This is a genomic window from Peptoniphilus sp. (genome assembly GCF_022767005.1).
Taxonomy (GTDB): domain Bacteria; phylum Bacillota; class Clostridia; order Tissierellales; family Peptoniphilaceae; genus Peptoniphilus_A.
Genome location: NZ_JALEOV010000106.1, coordinates 1 through 2,083, shown reverse-complemented (window position 1 = coordinate 2,083; position 2,083 = coordinate 1). Strand labels below are relative to the sequence as shown.

General features: G+C 27.6%; 2 protein-coding genes. One reads left to right on the top strand and one right to left on the bottom strand.

The features are described 5' to 3' along the window. On the top strand, positions 1–577 hold a 577-nt coding region (locus tag MR285_RS08165; RefSeq protein WP_293559826.1), incomplete at its 5' end, for a 5'-nucleotidase. A gap of 184 nt (positions 578–761) precedes the next feature. Here MR285_RS08165 and MR285_RS08160 read toward each other — a convergent pair. Beyond that, complete coding sequence (locus MR285_RS08160) at positions 762–1,310, bottom strand: cysteine hydrolase (protein WP_293559825.1); 549 nt, start codon at positions 1,308–1,310, stop codon at positions 762–764. Positions 1,311–2,083: the final 773 nt, after the last annotated feature.

The following is a 2,083-nucleotide window of genomic DNA, read 5'->3' as shown; positions in this document are numbered from 1 at the left end:
AATTGCAAAATTATCTCGCGATTATCTCCCAGAAGATAAAATAAAAATGGCAACAGAAGGTTCTGCCTTAGCTGATTTAATAAATAAAATTCAAATGGAATACACATCTTCAGACATTTCAATTACATCCTTTGCCAATGTAGTATCAGGCTTAAAGAAAAATTTAACTACAAGAGATGTTCTAAATACTTATAGATTTCCAAACACTGCAATTGTCCTTGAAATTGACGGCAAAACTCTTCGCGAAGCCCTTGAACAAAACTACACATACATCGAGTACAATGGAGAGTATAAAATTGCAAAAAGATTTTTGGAACCAAAGGAAGAACATTACAATTTTGACTTTTTCTATGGCATAAACTTTGAGCTAAATCTGAAAAAAGAAAATGGAAATAAAATTGGAAAAATTTATTTTAAGGAAAAAGAAATAAAAAATGAGGACAAATTTTCTATTGTCATGAATAATTACAGAGCCACAGGTGCTGGCGGCTTTGATATGTATAAAAATTTAAAAGTATTAAAAAGCTACGACAAAGAAATATCAGAAATACTTTTAAATTATTTTAGAAATTTATAATTAAAATACTTTTAGTTTAGTATATTTAAACTAAACAACTTAAAACCTATTGCAAAGAATATATTAAATGAAAAATATCAGCTCAACCTAATCAGGAGAGCTGATACACAAAACTTTTCACACTACCTTTTTTACACTTAAATAGTTCCAATTTATTTTTTAGTAATTCCACTTTTTTATTTTTTTAATTTAATATTAAATCTTCTGTTTTTATGACTTCACCATATAATGGAAATATTTCTTTTACTATAAATTCATGCTGTTTTTCTTTTGGTGCAGATATTGCATCTTCTATAAAGTATATATTGTAGTTCAATTGGTAACCGTCTTTAGCCGATGTATCAATACCTATATGTGTAGAAACCCCAGCAAATACAAGATTTTCTATACCATGACGTCTTAATTCCAAATCTAAATCAGTGCCAAAAAATGCACTAAATCCTCTCTTTGTAACAAGATAATCATTTTGTCTAATACTTAACCTATTATCAATTTGGTCAAAACTTTCTTTTACATCTGATAGGGATCGTAATTTTTTATCTGCAGGTAAAATATCTTTATTGTCAATAAAAGCAGTTCTAACAAAAACTATAAACCCATTTTCCTCTCTAAACTTATTTATTAAGTGATTAGCATTTTCAATAATCTGTATTGCCTTGTGGGGATTCAGTTCAACTGCTGTTACTCCATTTTGTAAGTCTATTAATATTAAAGCGCTTTTTGAAATATCCATTTTCATTTCTCCTTTTAAAATAATTTGTAAATAAAATTCATTTATTGTTTATAATATAAAATTATACCCTTTCTTTACTTCTTTTGGTCTTTTGGTGATAGAAGTTCCATTATTAAATTTTCCTCTAGTTTCTTGAGGCTTTTTTGACTTGACTTCTCTTATTAGTTTGTAATATCGAAGTCTCTAAGACCAGAATAAAGCCAATTATATATAGTTTTAAAACAGTCAAACTATTTATTCTGGCTACCATTTAGAATGTAATTTATCTAGTACTATATTTTTTTAGTATTAGTGTTTCGTATTTCTTCCCTTACATGATGATTTAAATCTCTTGTCTTTATCAGCATCTATGGCTTTGTAGCTCCTTTACATCTTTTAAGCTCTCTTGAATTTGTAGAATGATGGAAGCCTAAAATTTTGATATTCTTCTAGAAGAATATCACTCTTAATTTAATACCTCTAACTTATTTTTCTCATTTAGAGTGAGATATTTATTACTTATATTGACCGACTTGTGTGTTTTTGTAGTTATTAACATTTTAAACGAAGTTAGCTAATATGAGTTATTATTTTTTATTTAGTGTAGCATTTAATTTTACAACTTATCATAAAAAAATAAGACAGTAGCCTGCCTTATTCGTAGAGATCTCTGCTTCCAAATTTAATTTTACTATTATTTAGAGCCTTTTTTTGTGGATAATTGTAATTAGAAATCATCGACCTAAAAAGCGTCGCCGCTTCTGATCTCCTAATTGATCTTGTAGGATAGAAAT

Excerpts from the sequence above, each read along its gene's own strand:
- MR285_RS08160 (WP_293559825.1), bottom strand. The coding sequence starts at position 1,310 with ATGGATATTTCAAAAAGCGCTTTAATATTAATAGACTTACAAAATGGA.